Consider the following 14,433-nt stretch of genomic DNA (forward strand, 5'->3'; position numbering starts at 1 on the left):
CATCACGCATACCGGTGCCTGCTGCTCGAAACGCTTCATCACCTCGTCAAACATCCCTTCGTACCCGTCGTCCTTGAACAGGTCGCCAGGTTACCAGGTTTGTCGCGCAAAGACCTTGAAAGGGCTGCATCTGAGACCTTTTCCATTCCTGCGAGATTTGCGATGACCGAGCGTTTGCCTCACTTCGAACTGTCCGATGCAACGCCCGAACAGAAGGCCGTGCTCGACGAGATCCTGTCAGGACCGCGCGGCAATCTGAACGGGCCGTTTCTTGGCTGGATTCATAGTCCGGAACTGGCGCAACAGGCGCAGCGGCTCGGCGCGTTCTGCCGCTATCGCACCGGCTTGCCGCTGCGTTTGTCGGAGCTGGCGATTCTGGTGACCGCGGCGCGCTGGCAGGCGCAGGCCGAGTGGTACATCCACTATCCGATCGCCCTGGAAGCCGGTGTGGCCGAAGCGGATGCTGAGGCGATCCGCCAAGGGCATCGCCCGTCTTTCGCGGACGCCGATGACGCGTTGATCCATGACTTCGCGAGCGAACTGTACGACGTCAAGCGCGTCTCGGATGCCACTTATGCGAAGGCGGTTGGGCGCTTCGGACATCAGGTGGTGATCAATCTGGTGGGCCTGCTCGGCTACTACGCCCTGGTGGCGATGACGCTGAACGTGTTCGACATGCGCGCGGTGGGGCAGCAGAGCTTGCCGTTTGCCGAGTAGGGCTGCATCGCTGGGTCTCGCGACGCACGCATCAGCGAACCGGTTGTCGGCGTCGTCACGACACTGGCACACGGAAGCGCCTATCATGAAGTTCGGTCCATGCCCGCGCCTCTTGCGCCGTGCGGCACTCGCGACCGATGCCGACACCACGAAAATTCGGGCTGGACCGTTGCGGGCGGCATCACGTAGGGTTGAGGAGCGGCGCGAAGCAGGGCACAAACAGGAGAGAGCGATGAAGCGCAAGGCATCAGCAGTCTGGCAAGGCGGCCTGCAAGACGGCAAGGGCTCGATTTCCACCGACAGCGGCGTCCTCAAGGACACCCAATACTCGTTTGCCACGCGCTTCGCGGACGGCATCGGCACGAATCCGGAAGAGCTGATTGCGGCCGCGCATGCGGGTTGTTTCTCGATGGCGCTGTCGGCGGAACTGGGCAAGGCCGGCATTACGCCTGAACGTATCGGCACCACGGCAACCGTCACGCTCGACAAGGACGGCGGCGGCTTTACGATTACCGCGGTGCATCTCGATGTGGCCGTGAAAATCCCCGGCGGCGACAAAGCCGCATTCGAGAAGGCCACCGCGGACGCCAAGGCGGGCTGCCCGGTTTCCAAGGTACTGAACGCCACCATCACCATGGACGCGAAGCTCGAAACCTGAGTCGAAACCTGAGCGCGCGGTTTGTGCACTGCAGACCCATGCAGGGCCGGCGGGCAGGGGTAGCCAGGCCGCCGGCCGCCGCTTTCCGTTCATTTGCCACGCATTTTCCAATTAACGAACATGACGACGAACCGGGCGCGCGCGGGCGCGCAACGCCGGTCGCCGTCTTCGATGGGACCGTCGATGACAACGCAAACCGAAAAAGCACGGCAATTCCAGTCATATCACGCAGCGGGCGAGGCCTTCATCATCCCGAATCCGTGGGACATCGGGACTGCACGGCTGCTCGCGCTGGCCGGTTTCAAGGCGCTCGCCACCAGCAGCGCAGGCTATGCGTTTTCGCGTGGCCTGCCGGATAACTCCATCGGGCGCTCGCAGATGATGATGCACCTCGCCGAAATCGCGGGGGCGACCGATTTGCCGGTCAGCGCCGATCTGGAAAATGGTTTCGGCGATGCGCCGGAAGACTGCGCCGAAACGATCGTGCAGGCCGCGGCTGCGGGCGTGGTCGGCGGTTCGATCGAGGATGCGACCGGCCGCGCGGACGAACCGATTTACCCGTTCGAAGCCGCCGTGGAGCGCGTTCGCGCGGCGGTCGTTGCGGCGCGCACGCTGCCGTTTCCATTCACGCTGACGGCGCGTGCCGAGAACTATCTGGTGGGCCGGCCCGATCTCGACGATACGATCCGGCGTCTGCAGGCTTATCAGGAGGCCGGGGCGGATGTGCTGTACGCGCCCGGCCTGAAGACGCGCGAAGAGATCGCCGCCGTGGTCGGCGCGCTTGACCGGCCGGTCAATGTGCTGATGGGGCTGCAGGGCGTCTTGCTCAGTTTCGACGACCTGCGCTCGCTGGGCGTGCGACGTGTCAGCGTGGGCGGTTCGCTGGCGCGCGCGGCGTTGGGCGCGTTTCTTCGCGCGGCGCACGAAATGCGCGATCACGGCACTTTCAACTACACGAAAGAAGCCGCCAGCGGTAATGAGATCAATCAGCTCTTCACGGCCGCTGAGCAGAAGTGGGGCAAGTAGGCGGGCGAGTGACGAAAGATGGCGGCTGGCTGACGGCGCGATGACGTTTGTGCCATAGGCGCGCCGAGCGCGCCGAATCGGTGTCAAATAAGGGCCTCACTCCGAGAAAACGAGGTCAGTCATGGACACCTGTCATTCGATTGCTGCGTTGCGATTTCGGCGAGTCAAGCCGACGTCCGGCCGTGCGCCCGCGACGGTGCTGCGCATGGCCGGCGCAGGCGCGGTAGCGGCGCTGTTGCTGTCCGGCTGCGTGCAGAACCCGATGGCGTTCCAGCCGGGCGACGATGCGGCGACGCTGTCCGCGCGGCTGGGGCATCCGTCTGAGGTCTATCCGCTGCCCGATGGAGGCAAACGCCTGATGTGGCCGACGCAGCCGTTCGGCGAGACGACTGTCGCCGCCGACGTGTCGGCGAGTGGCGCGATCCAGAGCGTGCGCCAGGTGCTGCAGCCGAACGAGTTTTCGAAGGCGCAGGTCGGCGCGTGGACCAGGAACGACGTGCTGACGAACTTTGGCCGTCCGGAAGAATCGGTTTATTTCCCATCGGCCAGGCGGGAAGTGTGGAGCTACCGGTATCAGGAGGGCGGTACATGGAAGCTGCTTTATAACTTCTACTTCGACGAAGCCGGGGTGCTGCGCATGACCCAGAAGTCGCCGGATACGCTGAACCAGAACGGCGACGGGGTTTTCTGAGCGCTCTTGCGCTCTTGCGTTCGTGGGCCCCAGAGCCCTAGGGCTTCGGGGCTCACGCGTTCTCGCGTTTTCGCGGGAGCGTCATGACCGGCTGGGGACGGCGCGGCTACGCCGTATCGATGCGCATCGACAGCGTGACCGGCTGATCCGGTTGCGCGATGTCGATGGCGGGGTCCATCTGCCCCGCCAGGTGGCTGCTCGGCTCCAGGCAAATGTAGCGGCCTGCGGGCGGCGAGTGGACGACGACATATCGCGCATCGTGACTCGATACCCGGGTGCTGCGTCCCGCAGCCGGGTAGCTGAGTTGCGCTTCGCAACGCGATGTCTCGCAGAACCATGTCGGCGTCGCGCCGGGCAGGCCGCCGCTGCACAGATCCAGTCGGATCGGCTCGAGGGGTAGGTCGCGAACGGCTGGCAGACCGCTGCTGCTGCCGCTGGCTTGCCAGCGCGCGGTGGCGTCGACGCACGCCCTGACGCCGCCGTGCAGTGGAAAATGAGGATGAAAACCGAGGCCAGCCGGCATCGATTCCCGTGAGCGATTGATCAAACTGAGCGTGAAATCGGCGCCGTCCGAGTCGAGGTGGACGTCGAGCCGCGCCTCGTAGTCCCAGGGCCACGCCTCGCTCGCCTCGACTACCAGCGACAACACGCAATGCGCGGCAGCTGATTCCTCAACCCGCCACGCACGCCGCAATCCCCAACCGTGCAGAAAGCCGGCGTCGAGGTGATGCGCCACGCGAACCTGGCGTCCGCGCCACGCGAAGGCATTCCCGGAGAAGCGGTTGGTGAACGGCAGCATCGGAAAGCATCCGGCGCGCGGCCATAACGCGGAATCGAAGCGCGTCGTGTCGAGCGGCACGAGGTAGTCGAATGTCCTGCCGTCAGGCTGCCGCCTCATCAGACGGCCGACGCGCGCGCCGAGCTCGGGATGAAGCAGCAACTGGATGTCGCCCGAAACGAGTTTGAGAGGTGCGCGAGCCGCTTCTTCGGAGCGGCTCGCGTCCGGCAATACGAGTGTCATGCGAGCGTGCGATTCGGCATAGTGAGTTGTCCGTGGACCTTGTCCGCCTGCGCGTCAAATAGATAGGGGTCTGAGACGCGTGGGCCAGCAGCATACGAATCAGAAGCGCACGAATCAGAAGCGTGGCTTCACGCGCGTCCAGTCGGGGCGGAATTTGCGCATCTGCGAGACGTCGTCGCGATTCGTGATGCCGCAACGCAGATATTGCTCGTGCAGCGCACCGAGCGCATCGCGATCAAGCTCGACGCCGAGACCCGGCGCGTCGGTCACGCTCACGCAGCCGTTCTCGATGGCAATCTTGCCGCCCTTGATGACCTCGTCGTCCTGCCACGGATAGTGCGTGTCACACGCGTAGGTCAGATTCGGCACGGCGGCGGCGAGATGAGACATCGCCATCAGGCTGATACCGAGGTGCGAGTTCGAGTGCATCGACAGACCGAGCCCGAACGTGTCGCACATCGTTGCGAGCACCTGGGTGGCACGCAGCCCGCCCCAGTAATGATGGTCCGACAGAACGATCTGCACGCCGTTCAACGCCACATTGCGGCGGAATTCGTCCATGTCGGTGACGACCATGTTGGTGGCGAGTGGCAGGCCCGTGGCTTTGTGCAGCGCGGCCATGCCTTCGAGCCCGGGTGTGGGATCTTCGTAGTATTCGAGGTCGCCTTGCAGGCGTTGCGCCATCCGGATCGCCGTATCGAGCGACCAGTTCGCGTTCGGATCGATACGCAGCGGATGATCGGGGAAGGCGAGCTTGAGCGCCTTCAGGCATTCCACTTCGTGATCCGGATCGAGAGCGCCAGCTTTCAGCTTGATACTGCCGAAACCGTAGCGCTCGATCATCGTGCGTGCCTGCCCGACGAGTTGCTCGGCGTCGAGCACTTCGCCCCACGGATCACGCCGGTACGAAGGATCGATGTCGCTGGAATATTTGAAGAACAGGTAGGCGGAAAAAGGCACCTGTCTGCGCACGGCGCCGCCGAGCAGTTCGTGCACCGGCACGCCGAGCGAGCGCGCCTGCACGTCGAGCAGCGCGACTTCGAACCCGCTGAAAACCTTGTGATGCGCACTGCTGGCTTGCGAACCGGGCGCGACGTCCAGTTCGATGCCTTGCGTGCTGGATTGGCCGGCGGCCAGCACGCGCTGCCACAGACCGTTCAGATCGAACGGGCTTAGTCCGACCAGCGCGTCCTTCACGCGGATGAGTCCGTCGAGCACCGGCTTGTCGCCGTACGTTTCTCCCAGCCCAATGTACCCGTTGTCTGTCTCCACCTCGATGATGGAGCGCAGCGCATAGGGCTCGTGGACGCCGCTTGCATTGAGCAACGGCGGATCGCTGATGGCGATAGGGGTGACACGGACGGCGGCGATCTTCATCGAGTGGTTCCTTCTCTGGGTGGGGCGGCGCGCTCTTGGGGCGTGCCGTCGAAGTGGGGCGCGCCGGGGCGGCGCATGGTGGACTCCCGCACCACAAGGCGCGGTTCGAGTAGCGAGTATTCGGTGTCGTTCTTGCCCGCGAGCGCATCGATCAGCTTGAGCATGGCCAGTTCGCCCATCTTTTCGCTTTGAAGATCGACGGTGGTGAGGGCCGGCCAGGCGTACTCGCCATACGGCACGTTGTCGAAGCCGCCCACCGACACATCCTGCGGCAGCGTAAAGCCCAGCGCGCGCGCCTCCTTGATGAAGCCGAGCGCGATCAGGTCGTTGTAGCAGATCACCGCTTCGGGGCGGTTCGGTCCGAGCATGATGGCCGAGCACGCGCGCTCGCCGGCTTGCGGCGACGGCGCCGCCGCGTCGTACACGGTGGCGGTTAACCCCTGTTCCTCGAGACACGCCTGCACCCCGCGAATCCGCTCGCTATTCCAGCGCGACTGCTCGAAGCCGAGATAGGCGAAGCGCCGGTGACCCTGATTCAGCAGATGGCGCGTCAGCATGTAGGCAGCGAGATAGCTGTCGGTGCCCACGCTCGGGATCGGGAAATGCTGGTTGCGCCCGAACAGCACGACAGGTTTGTGCAATTCGAGCATCCATTGCACCGATTCCTCCGGCATCCGCGAGCTCACGATCATGCCGTCGACCCGTTGCGCCAGCGCTTCCAGCAGCGGCCGCTCGCGTTCCTGACTTTCCTCCGTATCGACGAGCAGCAGCGTGTAGTCGTGCTGCAGGGCGATGCGGTTCGCGCCCTTCACGATGTTGGTGAAGTGCGGATTGCGGATGTCGAGGATCGCGAGGCCGATGGTGCGCGTCTCGCCGGTAATCATCGAACGCGCCAGCGGATTGGAGCGGTAGCCCAATTGTTCGATGGCGGCTTTCAGCTTGGCCTCGACCGGCGCGGAAAACCGTTGGGTACCGTTCATGTACTTCGAGACGGTAGCGACGGAAACACCGGCAGCGGCTGCGACATCGCGGATCGTGGGGGAGGTTTTCTTCATCTGATTTAGGATAACGTTTTCCAATGCTAGTTGAAAATCGATCGACAGTAAATAGTTGATGCTTGTCAGCGCCCAGAACTGTGTTGGTCGATGCTCGCCGGTCACTGGCCGGCACCCATTAAGACGCGATTTTCATAACAAATACAACATCTTGGTGGCGAGACTAGGTTGCAATCGCTCGCCTTGGCTCGACGCCGGGCACGCCGCCCGCTATCGCGGCGAGAATCTGCCGCGCATGGCAATCGCTTCCGGGTTTTCACCGACGCGCTCGGATTGGGAAAACGATTGACTTGAGGAATTCCCATCATTATATTTGGAAAACGTTTTCCAAACCGATGCCTCCCCAGAGGCCGGGACCCATTCTTCAGGCTATGCAAACTCAATTCAATTTCAGCGACAAGGTAGTGGCGGTAACCGGGGCAACCGGCGCCATCGGCATGGCGATTGCCCGGCGTTTTCACGCGGCAGGCGCACACGTGGTGGCTGCGGGCCGCAATTCCGACGTGCTGGCCCGCTTGCGTGACGAGTTGAATGAGCGCTGCGACGTGCTCGCGGGCGATATTGCCGACGATACCCATCGGCGCGACATCGTCGCCAAAGCTGCTGAGCTCGGCGGCGTTGACGTGCTCGTCAACAACGCCGGCCTCACGAAGACGAAAAAGCCGACCGAGGAAACCGCTCTCGATGACTTCGACGAAATCATCGGCGTGAATCTGCGCGCAATGTATGCGCTGAGTCTCGACGTGATTCGCGGCTGGACCGCGCGCGAGCATCGGGGCGCGATCGTCAACGTGTCGTCGCCGGGTGCGCAGCGCGCGCATCGTAACAACGCCATTTACGACGTAAGCAAGGGCGGCGTCGATGCCCTGACGCGCTGCCTTGCGGTCGATTTCGGTTGCTACGGGATTCGCGTGAACGCGATCGCGCCGGCTCAGATTCCCCATTCGCACACGGTCTCGGTCGATCCGGCCGCAGCACGCGGGCTGCCGCTGCCGCGGCATGGCCGGGCGGACGAGGCGGCGCTGCCGGTGCTGTTTCTCGCCTCGGAAGCCGCGTCGTTCATTACCGGGCATGTGCTGCCGGTTGACGGCGGCTTGCTTGCACAGCTTCGCACGGCGGCTTCATGAGCCGACGGCGCGAGGTTAAAGCGTAGTTCACGAGCGCGGACGGCCTGCCTGCCGGTCGTACCGGGCTCGACATCAAAAGAAGATCAAGGAGACACGATGCACCGTATCGCATCGAATTTCGCCCCGCGTGATGCGCCGGGCGACGGGGAGCAAACACGCCCGCTGCCGGTTGAGGCTTCTTGAGAATTTTAAAAAAAATCGATACATGGTTTGGAGTTCTGAATGTTAAGTAAACTACAGATTAGCTGCCTTGCAGCAATGACCTACGCATGCACGAACGCGTACGCACAGAGTTCGGTGACGTTATACGGCGTTGTCGATTCGACCGTGGAAATGGTGCGCACCACCGGCGCCAACAAGGGTTCGGACGTGGGCACGACGGGGCGTGAGGTCAGCAACAGTTCGGCTTGGGGCATCAAAGGTCAGGAAGACCTCGGCGGCGGCTTGTCGGCAATCTTCCAGATCGAATACGGCTACAACGTCAATAGCGGCAGTGGTCCGAGCGCTCGTGACCAGTTCGTCGGGCTGCAAAGCGCTCAATACGGCACGCTGCAATTCGGTTATCTGACCTCGCCGATGCGGGGCCTTGGCGGCAAGCTCAACTTCATTCCCGGCAGCACGTCGATTGCGAACGACATCGGCGTGATGACGACGCTCAACGGTACGCAGACGAACCTCAACGCGCGTCTGGCGAATTCGATCATGTACACGACGCCGTCATTGGTTCAAGGCCTGACTGCGCAGGTCGTGTATTCGCCGGGCGGCGGCAATACGTCGCCTACCAATAGCAGCGTGTCGGGCACCGCGGGTACGCCGACGAATGGCATGTATGCGTTGGGCGCCGGCGCGCAATACGCCAAAGGTCCGTTTTACGCTGCCTACGCCTACGAAACGCGCCGTGACCAGGATCTGCTCGGCGCGGGCGCGGGCCTGTCCGGCGCGAGCAGTGCGGGCATGGGTGTCGCCGCGACGGGCTATTCGAACGACTGGGAACATCGCGTGGCAATCCGCTACGAGGCGAACATCTTTTCGATCGGCTCGACGACTTTCGGTGTGGGCTGGGACCGGCTCGGATCGAACGGCACCTTCGGTTCCGGCAAGGTGGCGGGCGACGGCCAGACCTATCGCGATGCGTTTAGCGTTGCGGTGATGCAAAAGGTCGGCTTGCAGGAGTTCATCTTCAACTACGCGGTTTCCCGTCCGCTCAGCTGTTCGGGCGCCGCGACGAGCGGCCAGTGTTCGGCTGCGGAACGCTCTCACACCGGCGCGCAGCAGATGGTGTTCGCCTATCACTACTGGCTGTCGAAACGCACGATGCTGCAGGGCTACATCAGCCGTATCCACAACAGCTCGTTCGCGACTTACGACTTCGACACCAACCCGGTGGTGAGCTCGGTGGCGGCCCGCGCGCCCGGTGCGTCGCCGGTGGGTGTGGGGCTCGGCATTCGCCACTATTTCTGATGCACGTCGCGACTGAGGTTTTTCATGCAACGCAAGATTGACGCAGCAGAGCACGTGTCGGCACGACGTCGCCGGCTGATGGGCGGCGTCGCTACGATTCCGGCGCTGTTGCTGATGGCGGCGCTGCCGCGTGCGGCGCGCGCACAGGCGCAGAGCGGCGAGGCGATAAGTATGGCAGGTACGTTTGCGCTTTCTTCGCCGGCGCGTGCCGCGCAAATCCGGCAAAGCGTGGCGCCGGCGCTTGCGAACCAGCTGAAATCGCTGGCGGACGAGGGTCTCGCACGCGAGCCGCATGTGCAGGCGGTGGTCCATATACAAGGGTTGCTGCCGCACGAGCAGAACCGCGATGCGAGCGTGCTCGCGCAGGAAGACTGGCGGCAGACCCTGACTCAGGCATTGGCGGGGTGCATCACCGGTGATTCGGCCTACGAAGCAAAGGCCGCCGCGTATATCGACGCCTGGATGGCTGGCTATTCGCCGTCATTCAATCCCATCGACGAGGCCGATCTCACCGATCTGTTGTTCGGCTTCGACTTTTTGCAGACGCGGCTGTCGCCTTCGACCGTCGAGAAGGCGCGACTGCTCGGACGCCAGTTGGCGACGGGCTACCTGGGTGAGCGACGTGTCGGCGATCCGAGTACGGGGCTGAACAACTGGCAAAGCCATCGCATCAAGCTGGCGACGGCGGGGGCTTATCTCTCCGGCGATGCCGAAGTGATTGCCGCGGCGCGCGCGGGATTTGTCGCGCATGCCACCCGCAACGTGGGCATGGACGGCCGCACCTACGACTTCGACCAGCGCGATGCAATGCACTACGTGGTCTACGATCTCGAGCCGCTGTTGATGGCCGCATCGATGGCGGCGGCTCACGGGGAGGACTGGTACGGTTTGCCGTCGTTGCAGGGAAGACTCGCCGCCGCGCTGCACTGGCTCGAGCCGTATGCCGCAGGCGATGAGCAGCATGAGGAGTTCGTGCACAGCACAGTGCACTTCGATGCGCGGCGCGCGGCCGCCCACGTCGAGGGCTACTCGGGCTTGTGGAAACGCAAGGAGGCGTCGGACCTCTGCTGGATCGCTTCACGCCTCGACAGCCGCTTCACCCGCATCGCAACCGCACTTGATGCGCAGCCGGCGGTGCGTGCCCTGTTTGCGTGATTGAGCCCGGAGCGCGCAAACGAACGAACGCAAACGAAATCGGGCGGCGCCTTGCGCGGCTCGAACAAAACACTATTCTGGAGACGAGGCGGGACCATGACGATAAAAGTGAAAGGACTCCGGTGGTGGATGATCGGCCTGCTCACGCTAGGCACGATCACGAACTACCTCGCGCGCAGCTCATTGAGTATTGCGGCGCCCACGGTCATGCAGCATCTGCATATCAGCACCCATGAATATGGGTGGATAACGGGGGCCTTTCTGGTCATGTACCCGATCGGAGCGCCGCTCACCGGCTATCTGATGGACCGCATCGGCTTGCGGGCGGGCTTCCTGATCTGCGGCGTCGCGTGGTCGCTGGTTTGCATGGCCCATGGTTTCGTGGCGGGCTGGGTCGGGCTGTTCGTGCTGCGCGGCGTGCTCGGTCTGGTCGAGGCGGCGTTCATTCCCGGCGGCATGCGTGCGGCGGCTTACTGGTTCCCCGCGCAGGAGCGCGGTATCGCGGCGGGCGTGTTCAACCTGGGGACGTCGACTGGCGCGATACTCGCGCCGCCGTTGATCGCGTGGTCGATCCTCCATTACAACTGGCAAGTGGCGTTCATGATCGCCGGCGCGCTCGGCCTGTGCTGGGCCGTGCTGTGGCTCATTCTCTACCGTCATCCGGACCGGCACCCGGCGCTGTCGAACGAGGAGGCTGCATACATTGCCGCCGGGCAGGAGACCACACTGCGTTTGAACGAGGGCAAAAAACCATCGCTGCGCGAGATTCTCAAAGAGCGCAATTTCTGGGGCATCGCGCTTCCGCGCTTTTTCGCGGACCCGGTGTGGGGCACGCTGGTCTACTGGATGCCGTTGTATCTCTACCAGGCGCGCGGCTTCGACCTGAAGACGATCGCGATGACGGCCTGGCTGCCGTTCGTGACCGCCGACGTGGGCTGCCTGATGGGCGGTTCGCTGTCGGCCTGGCTCAAGCGCCGCTTCGGCACGCCGATCGTCGACGGCAAGCGCATGGTGTTCACGCTGGCCGCGTTCCTGATGATCGGGATGGCCGGGGTGGGACTGGTGCAGAGTCCGGCGATGGCGATTTTCCTGCTTTGCCTCGGCGGATTTGCCCACCAGACGCTGTCAATTACCGTGATCTCGATGTCCGCCGACCTGTTTCCGCGTCGCGAAGTGGGGACGGTCACAGGGCTGGCCGGTTGCGTCGCGGGAATCGGCAACCTTGCCTTCACCCTGGTGATCGGCGGTCTTGTCAGCAAGATCGGCTACACGCCGTTCTTTATCGCCCTCGGCTTCGGAGATCTGATGGGCGCGACGGTGCTGTGGACCGTGGTCCGGCCCGTGAAGGCAGTGCCGGCCGAGCCGCTGGTGCGGGAAGTGGGCGTGTGAATTCGCCGGACACGGTCAATGTCCAATCTCGCCTTGCTTTGTTGAACGGTTAGTCATAATATCCGTCCCATGAAGCAATCTGGCAACTGGAAGCAATCCGTGAAAAAAGGCGGCGAGGCCTGCCCTCGGGGGCGGCCGCGCGAGTTCGATACGGACACTGTTTTAACGAGCGCGAGTCAGGTTTTCTGGAGTCACGGCTATCACGCCACCTCGATCGACGACCTCTGTAAGGCCACCGGCCTGTTGCGCGGCAGTCTGTACGGCGTATTCGGCGACAAGCACGGCATCATGCTTGCCGCGCTCGATCATTACGCGGAAGGTTCGGTCGCGCGGCTGGCCGAGCGGCTGAACGCGCCGGTGCCGGCGGAAGAGGCGCTGCGCAACGCTTTGCTGCATTATGCCCGGGTCGCTTGCGCGTTGACCGGCGAGCGCAGCTGCTTCATCACCAACACCACGCTGGAGATGCAACCCGGCGACGAGGAACTGCGCACCCGCGTCGCGGCAATTCAACGGCGCATGGCGACCTTGCTGGCGGCGTCGGTGATTCGCGGCCAGGCGAGCGGCGCCTTCAATTCCACGCTCGACGAAAAAGCCGTCGGCGATTTCCTGCTGTGCGTGATGCAAGGACTGCGCGTATTGGGGCGAGTCGCTCACAAGGAAGATGCGCTGATCGGAATCGTGGACGTCGCCATGCGCGCGCTCGTCTAATTTTTTTACCTATTTCTTGAACGAACAGTCATGAATAGAGATGCCATCAAGCCCGCTCCGGCAGCATTTGTTGGACCGGCAGGCGGACCTGCGGCAGGCGGAGCCGCCGTTTGTCCAGGCGTGGGCGCGGTGGCCGTCAGTGCGGTGGCCGCCAGCGCGGCGTCCGCCGAGAAGGCTGCGTCCGGCTTCGAGCGCCAGGGGCTCGCGCTCGCCGTGCTGTTCGTCGGCGCCTTCCTCGCGCCGCTCGACTATTTCATCGTCAACCTCGCGCTGCCGTCGATTCACACCGGCCTGAATGCCACCGACGCGCAACTGCAACTCGTGGTGTCCGCCTACGCATCCGCTTACGCCGTGCTGCTGATCACAGGCGGACGCCTCGACGACCTGTTCGGCCGGCGTCGCATGTTCATGACCGGGATGGCGGCATTCGTGGTTGCCTCCGCGCTGTGCGGCTTCGCCACCAGCGGTCACATGCTGGTGATCTCGCGGATCGTGCAGGGCATCGCGGCCGCGGTCATGGCGCCGCAAGTGCTCGCGACTATCCGCGCGGTCGTGCCGCTGCATCGGCAGACCAAGGTAATGAGCCTCTACGGTTTCGTATTCGGACTTTCGTCGATCGTCGGCCAGTTGGGCGGCGGCGCGCTGATTACCTATCACCCGTTCGGGCTCGACTGGCGCATCATTTTTCTCATCAATATTCCGATCGGCATCGTGGCCTTCATCGGCACCTGGAAGTTCGTGCCGGAAAATCAGCCGGCCACGCGCACCGGCATCGATCTGAAGGGCGTCGCGCTGCTCTCGGTGGTGCTGCTGCTGGTCATCTACCCGATTACACATGGCCGTGAAGCCGGCTGGCCTGCATGGACCTTCGTGATGTTCGCGCTTGCCGTGCCCGCGTTCGCGCTATTCGTGGCGACGGAGCGGCGCGTCGAACGCGGCGGCGGCCATCCCCTGGTGGATCTGCAATTGTTCCGCAACCCGGCCTTCGCGCTGGGCCTCGTGCTCGCGTTCCTGTTCTACTGCAACAGCGCGTTTTTCCTGACCTACGGGATCTTCCTGCAAACCGGTCTGCACTGGACGCCGCTCGCCTCGGGCATGGCCATCATGCCGTTCGCGATCGGCTTCGTGGTCGGGCCGCTGACGTCGCCTGCAGTGGTCAAGCGCATCGGCGGCCATGTGCTGGCGCTCGGCTTCTCGATGATGACAGTCGGCTTCACGGTTACCGGCTGGTCCGCGACCCACGCCGCCACCCCGGATCTGCTGTTCTATTGCGGACTGGTGTGCGCAGGTGTCGGTCACGGTTTGTTGCTACCGTCGATCATGCGCATCGTGCTGCTGGAAGTCGTCCCGGAGAAGGCGGGGCTTGCCTCGGGCGTGGTGTCGTCGACTTTGCAGATCGGCTCGGCGTTCGGCACGGCGGCCATCAGCGGCGCGTTTTTCGGTGTGATCGGCGGCCGCGAGACGCCGGGTGCCTATGCGCACGCGTTCCAGTTCAGCCTCGCGATCAACGCATGTCTGATGTTCGCGTGTATCGGTTTGAGCGTGCTGCTGGTGCGGCATCAACAACTGGCCTTGCGCCGGGTTGCGCAGCCGGTTTGAAAATAGCGGGTCGGAAATCGTTTTCAACGGCGTCCGCTAAAAACTATTATGCACTTTAGACAAAGCCGGTTTTGGAGAGGGTGCATTTGCCGATGAGTTTCCCGTTCACAGGTAATTCCGCTTGCGGGTGACCCGGAATAAACCCGAATGGGGTTTCTCGGGGGGGGGGGCGTTTAGATATGACAAATCCAGACCGCATTTTCTACTTGCGGATTGGGTTTGCTACCGTAAGTTTTGCTGTCGTGCGGTGCCGCACAGAAGGCGGCCTGGCGCTGTTGTACAGGGTTTTCCCGATTTTTGCGTCACCCGTCGGGATGGCAAACGTATTCCAGTGCCAATGAAAACGGTATCAATAAAAAGCACTTGCCGCGGTTAATTTCGATTGTTAATCTTGGCCAACTTTTTAGAGTTTTCCTTCGGCAGGGTTTTATGCTGCAAAGCACGGTGCG

13 protein-coding genes are annotated in these 14,433 nt (G+C 63.2%); 10 read left to right on the top strand and 3 right to left on the bottom strand.

What is annotated here, in order from left to right:
• Positions 1 to 162 precede the first annotated feature (162 nt).
• The 4 genes from GNZ13_RS22130 to GNZ13_RS22145 all read left to right on the top strand — a co-directional run bounded on the left by GNZ13_RS22130 (position 163) and on the right by GNZ13_RS22145 (position 3,092).
• Complete coding sequence (locus tag GNZ13_RS22130; protein ID WP_172168054.1) at positions 163 to 717, top strand: carboxymuconolactone decarboxylase family protein; 555 nt, start codon at positions 163 to 165, stop codon at positions 715 to 717.
• A gap of 232 nt (positions 718 to 949) precedes the next feature.
• Positions 950 to 1,375, top strand: coding sequence for an OsmC family protein (locus GNZ13_RS22135; RefSeq protein ID WP_172168056.1), 426 nt, complete (start codon positions 950 to 952; stop codon positions 1,373 to 1,375).
• 183 nt (positions 1,376 to 1,558) lie between these two features.
• Positions 1,559 to 2,401 carry an isocitrate lyase/PEP mutase family protein gene (locus GNZ13_RS22140; RefSeq protein WP_172168058.1) on the top strand — a complete coding sequence of 281 codons (843 nt, stop codon included), beginning with the start codon at positions 1,559 to 1,561 and terminating at the stop codon, positions 2,399 to 2,401.
• A 205-nt stretch (positions 2,402 to 2,606) separates the two neighbouring features.
• Positions 2,607 to 3,092, top strand: coding sequence for a hypothetical protein (locus GNZ13_RS22145; RefSeq protein ID WP_172168165.1), 486 nt, complete (start codon positions 2,607 to 2,609; stop codon positions 3,090 to 3,092).
• Between the two features lie 106 nt (positions 3,093 to 3,198).
• Here the strand turns inward: GNZ13_RS22145 and GNZ13_RS22150 are convergent, their stop codons facing one another.
• From GNZ13_RS22150 to GNZ13_RS22160, 3 genes are all read right to left on the bottom strand, one after another.
• On the bottom strand, positions 3,199 to 4,113 hold the full coding sequence (locus GNZ13_RS22150) for an aldose epimerase family protein (RefSeq protein WP_172168060.1): 915 nt from the start codon (positions 4,111 to 4,113) through the stop codon (positions 3,199 to 3,201).
• A gap of 114 nt (positions 4,114 to 4,227) precedes the next feature.
• Positions 4,228 to 5,490, bottom strand: a complete 1,263-nt coding sequence (locus GNZ13_RS22155; protein ID WP_172168062.1) for a glucarate dehydratase family protein — start codon at positions 5,488 to 5,490, stop codon at positions 4,228 to 4,230.
• Positions 5,487 to 6,545 (bottom strand): LacI family DNA-binding transcriptional regulator, encoded by a 1,059-nt coding sequence (locus tag GNZ13_RS22160; protein WP_172168064.1) that lies wholly within the window; start codon positions 6,543 to 6,545, stop codon positions 5,487 to 5,489. Before GNZ13_RS22160 ends, GNZ13_RS22155 begins: the two co-directional genes overlap by 4 nt.
• 371 nt (positions 6,546 to 6,916) lie before the next feature.
• On the opposite strand from GNZ13_RS22160, the gene GNZ13_RS22165 reads away from it, so the two are divergent.
• The 6 genes from GNZ13_RS22165 to GNZ13_RS22190 all read left to right on the top strand — a co-directional run bounded on the left by GNZ13_RS22165 (position 6,917) and on the right by GNZ13_RS22190 (position 13,984).
• Complete coding sequence (locus tag GNZ13_RS22165) at positions 6,917 to 7,672, top strand: SDR family NAD(P)-dependent oxidoreductase (protein ID WP_172168066.1); 756 nt, start codon at positions 6,917 to 6,919, stop codon at positions 7,670 to 7,672.
• 222 nt (positions 7,673 to 7,894) lie between these two features.
• Positions 7,895 to 9,133, top strand: a complete 1,239-nt coding sequence (locus GNZ13_RS22170) for a porin (RefSeq protein ID WP_172168068.1) — start codon at positions 7,895 to 7,897, stop codon at positions 9,131 to 9,133.
• 24 nt (positions 9,134 to 9,157) lie between these two features.
• Positions 9,158 to 10,288: an alginate lyase family protein gene (locus GNZ13_RS22175; RefSeq protein WP_172168070.1), complete on the top strand. Its 1,131-nt coding sequence runs from the start codon at positions 9,158 to 9,160 to the stop codon at positions 10,286 to 10,288.
• 96 nt (positions 10,289 to 10,384) lie between these two features.
• Complete coding sequence (locus GNZ13_RS22180) at positions 10,385 to 11,677, top strand: MFS transporter (protein WP_172168072.1); 1,293 nt, start codon at positions 10,385 to 10,387, stop codon at positions 11,675 to 11,677.
• 69 nt (positions 11,678 to 11,746) lie between these two features.
• Complete coding sequence (locus GNZ13_RS22185; RefSeq protein ID WP_172168074.1) at positions 11,747 to 12,385, top strand: TetR/AcrR family transcriptional regulator; 639 nt, start codon at positions 11,747 to 11,749, stop codon at positions 12,383 to 12,385.
• A gap of 30 nt (positions 12,386 to 12,415) precedes the next feature.
• On the top strand, positions 12,416 to 13,984 hold the full coding sequence (locus tag GNZ13_RS22190; protein ID WP_172168076.1) for an MFS transporter: 1,569 nt from the start codon (positions 12,416 to 12,418) through the stop codon (positions 13,982 to 13,984).
• The last annotated feature ends 449 nt before the right edge of the window (positions 13,985 to 14,433 follow it).

The organism is Paraburkholderia elongata, assembly GCF_013177735.1.
GTDB classification, from domain to species: Bacteria; Pseudomonadota; Gammaproteobacteria; order Burkholderiales; family Burkholderiaceae; genus Paraburkholderia; species Paraburkholderia elongata.

Excerpts from the sequence above, each read along its gene's own strand:
- GNZ13_RS22130 (WP_172168054.1), top strand. The coding sequence starts at position 163 with ATGACCGAGCGTTTGCCTCACTTCGAACTGTCCGATGCAACGCCCGAA.
- GNZ13_RS22135 (WP_172168056.1), top strand. The coding sequence starts at position 950 with ATGAAGCGCAAGGCATCAGCAGTCTGGCAAGGCGGCCTGCAAGACGGC.
- GNZ13_RS22140 (WP_172168058.1), top strand. The coding sequence starts at position 1,559 with ATGACAACGCAAACCGAAAAAGCACGGCAATTCCAGTCATATCACGCA.
- GNZ13_RS22145 (WP_172168165.1), top strand. The coding sequence starts at position 2,607 with ATGGCCGGCGCAGGCGCGGTAGCGGCGCTGTTGCTGTCCGGCTGCGTG.
- GNZ13_RS22150 (WP_172168060.1), bottom strand. The coding sequence starts at position 4,113 with ATGACACTCGTATTGCCGGACGCGAGCCGCTCCGAAGAAGCGGCTCGC.
- GNZ13_RS22155 (WP_172168062.1), bottom strand. The coding sequence starts at position 5,490 with ATGAAGATCGCCGCCGTCCGTGTCACCCCTATCGCCATCAGCGATCCG.
- GNZ13_RS22160 (WP_172168064.1), bottom strand. The coding sequence starts at position 6,545 with ATGAAGAAAACCTCCCCCACGATCCGCGATGTCGCAGCCGCTGCCGGT.
- GNZ13_RS22165 (WP_172168066.1), top strand. The coding sequence starts at position 6,917 with ATGCAAACTCAATTCAATTTCAGCGACAAGGTAGTGGCGGTAACCGGG.
- GNZ13_RS22170 (WP_172168068.1), top strand. The coding sequence starts at position 7,895 with ATGTTAAGTAAACTACAGATTAGCTGCCTTGCAGCAATGACCTACGCA.
- GNZ13_RS22175 (WP_172168070.1), top strand. The coding sequence starts at position 9,158 with ATGCAACGCAAGATTGACGCAGCAGAGCACGTGTCGGCACGACGTCGC.
- GNZ13_RS22180 (WP_172168072.1), top strand. The coding sequence starts at position 10,385 with ATGACGATAAAAGTGAAAGGACTCCGGTGGTGGATGATCGGCCTGCTC.
- GNZ13_RS22185 (WP_172168074.1), top strand. The coding sequence starts at position 11,747 with ATGAAGCAATCTGGCAACTGGAAGCAATCCGTGAAAAAAGGCGGCGAG.
- GNZ13_RS22190 (WP_172168076.1), top strand. The coding sequence starts at position 12,416 with ATGAATAGAGATGCCATCAAGCCCGCTCCGGCAGCATTTGTTGGACCG.